General features: G+C 63.0%; 4 protein-coding genes. All 4 read right to left on the bottom strand.

Annotation, left to right across the window (positions count from 1 at the left end; translation table 11 throughout):
* Window positions 1–79: 79 nt before the first annotated feature.
* The 4 genes from ntrC to glnA all read right to left on the bottom strand — a co-directional run bounded on the left by ntrC (window position 80) and on the right by glnA (window position 4,961).
* Window positions 80–1,516: a nitrogen regulation protein NR(I) gene (ntrC, locus tag HU729_RS24765; RefSeq protein ID WP_186711849.1), complete on the bottom strand. Its 1,437-nt coding sequence runs from the start codon at window positions 1,514–1,516 to the stop codon at window positions 80–82.
* Window positions 1,513–2,598, bottom strand: coding sequence for a nitrogen regulation protein NR(II) (gene glnL / locus HU729_RS24760; RefSeq protein WP_186665741.1), 1,086 nt, complete (start codon window positions 2,596–2,598; stop codon window positions 1,513–1,515). Before glnL ends, ntrC begins: the two co-directional genes overlap by 4 nt.
* A 263-nt stretch (window positions 2,599–2,861) precedes the next feature.
* On the bottom strand, window positions 2,862–3,404 hold the full coding sequence (locus HU729_RS24755) for a chorismate mutase (RefSeq protein ID WP_186711848.1): 543 nt from the start codon (window positions 3,402–3,404) through the stop codon (window positions 2,862–2,864).
* A gap of 150 nt (window positions 3,405–3,554) precedes the next feature.
* Window positions 3,555–4,961: a glutamate--ammonia ligase gene (gene glnA, locus HU729_RS24750; RefSeq protein WP_063541420.1), complete on the bottom strand. Its 1,407-nt coding sequence runs from the start codon at window positions 4,959–4,961 to the stop codon at window positions 3,555–3,557.
* Window positions 4,962–5,251 lie beyond the last annotated feature (290 nt).

Raw genomic sequence — 5,251 nt, 5'->3', positions numbered from 1 at the left:
CGTGTTCGCGGGCAAGCCCGCTCCTACAGGAGCCGGGCTTGCTTTGGGATCGGATGAGCGCAGCGCGACGCGTCAGGCCTCAGTGATCCTCACCCTCGTCGTCCTCCCCGCCATCGACCTTCATCCCCAGCTCCTTGATCTTGCGAGTCAGGGTGTTGCGCCCCCAGCCCAGCAGCACTGCGGCATCGCGTCGGCGTCCGGCGGTGTGCTTGAGCGCGGTCTCGATCATGATCCGTTCGAAGCTCGGCACGGCGCTGTCGAGCAGGTTCGACTGCCCGCGCGCCAGGGCCTGGTCGGCCCACTGGCGCAGCGCCTGCTCCCAATTGGTGACCGGCGCGGCATCGTGCGGCAGGTTGAGCAGCTCTGGCGGCAGGTCGCCGATCAGCACCTCGCGGCTGGAGGCCATCACCGTGATCCAGCGGCAGGTGTTCTCCAGCTGACGCACGTTGCCAGGCCACGGCAGGTTGCGCATGAACTCCTCGGTTTCCGGCTTCAGCAGCTTGGGCTCGACCGCCAGCTCCCGCGCCGCGCGGCCCAGGAAGTGGCGGGCCAGGGCCGGGATATCCTCGCGCCGGTCCGCCAGGCGCGGGATGTGGATACGAATCACGTTCAGGCGGTGGAACAGGTCTTCACGGAACTTGCCGGCCTGTACCAGTGATTCCAGGTTCTGGTGGGTCGCGGCGATGATGCGCACATCCACCTTCACCGGTACATGGCCACCGACCCGATAGAACTCGCCATCGGCCAGCACGCGCAGCAGGCGGGTCTGGGTGTCGGCAGGCATGTCGCCGATCTCGTCGAGGAACAAGGTGCCGCCGTCAGCCTGTTCGAAGCGTCCGCGTCGCTGGTTGGCCGCGCCGGTGAAGGCGCCTTTCTCGTGGCCGAACAGCTCGGACTCCATCAGGTCCTTGGGAATCGCCGCCATGTTCAGGGCGATGAACGGCGAAGCCGCACGCGGGCTGTGGCGGTGCAGGGCGTGGGCGACGAGTTCCTTGCCGGTACCGGACTCGCCGTTGATCAGCACGGTGATGTTGGAGTGGCTCAGCCGCCCGATGGCGCGAAACACCTCCTGCATCGCCGGGGCCTCGCCGATGATCTCGGGCGTGCGGGCGAGTACGGGCGGCGCTTCGAGCGCCTGTTGTTCCTGGGCATGCTGGTTGGCGCGCTTGACCAACGACACCGCCTCGTCGACGTCGAACGGCTTGGGCAGGTACTCGAAGGCACCGCCTTGGTAAGACGCCACCGCGCTGTCCAGGTCGGAATGGGCGGTCATGATGATCACCGGCAGGCGCGGGTGCTGTTCGCGAATCTGCGCGAGCAGGTCCAGGCCGCTGGCGCCAGGCATGCGGATGTCGGAGATGATCACGTCCGGCTGCTGCCGGGCCAGGCGACCCATGACTCCGTCGGCACTGTCGAAGCTCTGGGTGGTCATGCCCTCTTGTTGCAGGGCTTTTTCCAGGACCCAGCGGATGGAACGATCATCGTCGACGATCCACACGGTTTCACTACGGCTCATGGGGCTGTGGCTCCTTGTTCCAGGGGCAGGAAGATCGAGAAGGTGGTATGGCCGGCATGGCTTTCACACTCGATCAGCCCCTGATGCTGACTGATGATGTTCTGGGTAATGGCCAGCCCGAGGCCGGTACCGTCCGGGCGCCCGCTGACCATGGGATAGAAGAGGGTGTCCTGCAGTTCCGAGGGAATGCCGGGGCCGTTGTCGATGATCTCGACCCGTGCCACCAGCCTGTGGCGCACATGGCCGATGGTGAACTGGCGCACCGCGCGGGTGCGCAGGGTGATGCGGCCCAGGCGCAGTTCGTTCTGCCCGCTGATCGCCTGCATGGCGTTGCGCACGATATTGAGTACGGCCTGGATCATCTGCTCGCGGTCGATCAGCACGTCCGGCAGGCTCGGGTCGTAATCGCGCACCAGGGTGATGCCGCCCTGGCTTTCGGCCTCTACCAGGCTGCAGACACGTTCGAGCACTTCGTGCACGTTGGTCATCGACAGCGACGGCAGCTTGTTCGAGCCGAGCATGCGGTCGACCAGGTTACGCAGGCGGTCGGCTTCTTCGATGATGACGTTGGTGTAGTCGCGCAGGCCATCTTCGGGAAGCTCGCGGGCCAGCAGCTGGGCTGCGCCGCGGATGCCGCCGAGCGGGTTCTTGATCTCATGGGCGAGGCCGCGCACCAGCATCTTGGTGGTTTCCTGCTTGCTCAGCTGCGCTTCTTCCTTGGTGATGCGCAGCAGGCGGTCGCGCGGGTGGACTTCGAGCAGCAGCAGGGTGTTGCCCTGGTGCAGGATCGGCGTCACGGCGTAGTCGACGGTGATGCTCTGGCCGGTCAACGAGGTCAGTTGGGCTTCGCGCTTGGTGAACGGGTGCGCCTGCTCCACGGCCTGGCGCAGGGAGTTGAGCGCCTCGGTCGATTCGGTGAACAGTTCACTGATGAACTGGCCATGGCTGCGCTGGCCGCTGACGGCCAGGAGCATTTCCGCTGCCGGGTTCATGTACTCAAGGCGCAGTTCGCTGTTGAGCAGCAAGGTGGCAGTGGTCAGGTTGTCCAGTAGCAGACGGTGCTGTGCATCGCTGATGGTCATGGGGCGTCGTTGACCTCTTTTGGCGCTGTTCTGGCACATGGCGCCCCTGGTCGAGCCAGGGGCGGGCACGCTGGTATTCCGCTGATAGCCTGAAAATGCAAGAAACAAACCAAGGCTCCGAAAAGAAGCGGAATTGCCCGATAAAGCGCTGGGTATGCGCAAAATCGGCTCAGAAAAGCCTGGTTTACCGATTCTCCTGACCTAATTTGGGGTGCATTGCAGGGCGTTCAGCGGTTTTGTGCACCAATATAGAGCATAGAGCCTCAGGGGCGTTGGCAGAGGTTGGCGGTGGCCCGGATGAGGAACAGCCGACGCGGGGCGTCGCTGGAGCGCAAGGCAATGGCTTCGGCCAGTGCGTGGCCGCACTGCGCGGGAGGCGCCTGGTCGAAGCGGGCGAGGGCGTCGAGCAGTCGGCCTTGCAGCAGGTCCAGGCGCGGACGGATCTCGCTGGCGAGGTCCTGGCGTGGGATGTCGGGGGCTTTTTGCAGCAGGTGCCATTGCGTGAGCAGGTGGTACTGCCTGAGCTTGTTGGCTTCTATCTGGTCGCTGAAGAACTGGCTGGCGCGTGCCGGATCCAGCCCGTGCTCGGGGGCAAGCTGGCTCACGTTCAACAGCACTTGTTGTTCGCGAGGGCTGTCCTGCACCGGCTGCTGGCGATCCCATTTATGCAGGGCGACCGCCTGGGCGATATCCAGCCGTTGTTCGATGCTGTCGAGCAGCGGGTCGAAGGTGGTGTCGGGTGGGGTGGCGTTCACGCAGCCGGACAGGGCAATGACGCAGAGCAGGGCAAGTGGCAGTGGGTGCATGGGAATCTCCTGGCAGGTGGAGATGCGAGTGTGGCCAATGCTGCTCGGTGCACCAGTAGGATGCGTCCGAATGGCTTGAGTGTAAAAACAGAAACGGCCTCCCGAAGGAGGCCGTTTCTCTAGACGGTCACGGCGCAAGCGCCGCGCGCATCAAACGCTGTAGTACAGGTCGTATTCCAGCGGGTGAACGAAGGTACGGACCTTGATTTCTTCTTCGGACTTCAGCTCGATGTAGGCATCGATGAAGTCGTCGGAGAACACGCCGCCCTTGGTCAGGAACGCACGGCCCTTGTCCAGCTCTTCCAGGGCTTCTTTCAGGCTACCGCAAACCTGTGGGATTTCCTTGGCCTCTTCAGGCGGCAGGTCGTACAGGTTCTTGTCGGCGGCATCGCCTGGGTGGATCTTGTTCTGGATACCGTCCAGGCCGGCCATCAGCAGTGCAGCGAAGCACAGGTACGGGTTGGCAGCCGGGTCCGGGAAGCGCGCTTCGATGCGGCGGGCTTTCGGGCTGGAAACGTAAGGAATACGGATCGAGGCCGAACGGTTACGGGCCGAGTAGGCCAGCATGACCGGGGCTTCGAAGCCTGGTACCAGACGCTTGTAGGAGTTGGTGGCCGGGTTGGTGAAGCCGTTCAGGGCCTTACCGTGCTTGATGATGCCGCCGATGAAGTACAGGGCGGTGTCGGACAGGCCGGCATAGCCTTCGCCGGAGAAGGTGTTCTTGCCGTCCTTGGAGATCGACATGTGAACGTGCATGCCCGAGCCGTTGTCGCCGTACAGCGGCTTCGGCATGAAGGTTGCGGTCTTGCCGTAGGCGTCGGCGACGTTGTGCACGCAGTACTTCAGGGTCTGGACTTCGTCAGCCTTGGTGACCAGGGTGTTGAACTTCACACCGATCTCGTTCTGGCCGGCAGTCGCCACTTCGTGGTGGTGAACTTCGATGACCAGGCCCATTTCTTCCATGGCGTTGCACATGGCAGTACGGATTTCGTGGTCGTGGTCGCACGGCGGAACCGGGAAGTAGCCGCCTTTGACGGCAGGGCGGTGGCCCTTGTTGCCGCCTTCGACGTCCTGGTCGGTCATCCAGGAGCCTTGTTCGGAGTAGATCTTGAACATCGAGCCGGAGATGTCCGACTTGAACTTGACCTGGTCGAAGATGAAGAACTCAGGCTCCGGGCCGACGAACACGGTGTCGCCGATGCCGGTGCTCTTCAGGAACTCTTCGGCACGCTTGGCGATGGCGCGTGGGTCGCGGTCGTAGCCTTGCATGGTGGACGGCTCGATCACGTCGCAGACGAGGATCAGGGTCGGCTCTTCGGTGAACGGGTCCAGCACGGCGGACGAGTCGTCCGGCAGCAGGATCATGTCGGAAGCTTCGATGCCTTTCCAGCCCTCGATGGAGGAGCCGTCGAACATCTTGCCAGCTTCGAAGAAGTCTTCATCCAGCGCATCGCGAGCCGGCATGGTGACGTGGTGCTGTTTGCCTTTGGTGTCCGTGAAACGCAGATCAATCCACTTGACGTCATGATCTTTGATGAGTTGAACCGACTTCGACATGTTGTCCTCCGGATGGTCTAGGGTGCGCTTGGCCGCTGCCCTGGAAAAAGGGTGTCGCCGGGCGCGGATAGTCGGCCAAGCTTACCTGCATCACAAGGGAGCAAATTGCATGCCAGTGCCCGAAAATGGCGATGGCGCCATGAAAATGGGCGTTTGCGGGCGTTTGGCGAGGGAAGGGTGTGAGGCTGTGCACTCATAAAAGGCATTTCCTTGCGACAATGCTTCATTTTGGTGCGCTTATTTGTGCGTGATGCGTTTTTTGAGGGCCTCTTCGCGGGCAAGCCCGCTCC

The organism is Pseudomonas sp. RW10S2 (assembly GCF_014268985.1).
GTDB lineage: Bacteria > Pseudomonadota > Gammaproteobacteria > Pseudomonadales > Pseudomonadaceae > Aquipseudomonas > Aquipseudomonas wayambapalatensis.
Note: the sequence above shows the minus strand (reverse complement) of the source record. Positions and strands in the feature narration are given on the sequence as shown.

Coding starts and splice junctions, on each gene's coding strand:
- ntrC (WP_186711849.1), bottom strand. CDS start 1,516: ATGAGCCGTAGTGAAACCGTGTGGATCGTCGACGATGATCGTTCCATC.
- glnL (WP_186665741.1), bottom strand. CDS start 2,598: ATGACCATCAGCGATGCACAGCACCGTCTGCTACTGGACAACCTGACC.
- HU729_RS24755 (WP_186711848.1), bottom strand. CDS start 3,404: ATGCACCCACTGCCACTTGCCCTGCTCTGCGTCATTGCCCTGTCCGGC.
- glnA (WP_063541420.1), bottom strand. CDS start 4,961: ATGTCGAAGTCGGTTCAACTCATCAAAGATCATGACGTCAAGTGGATT.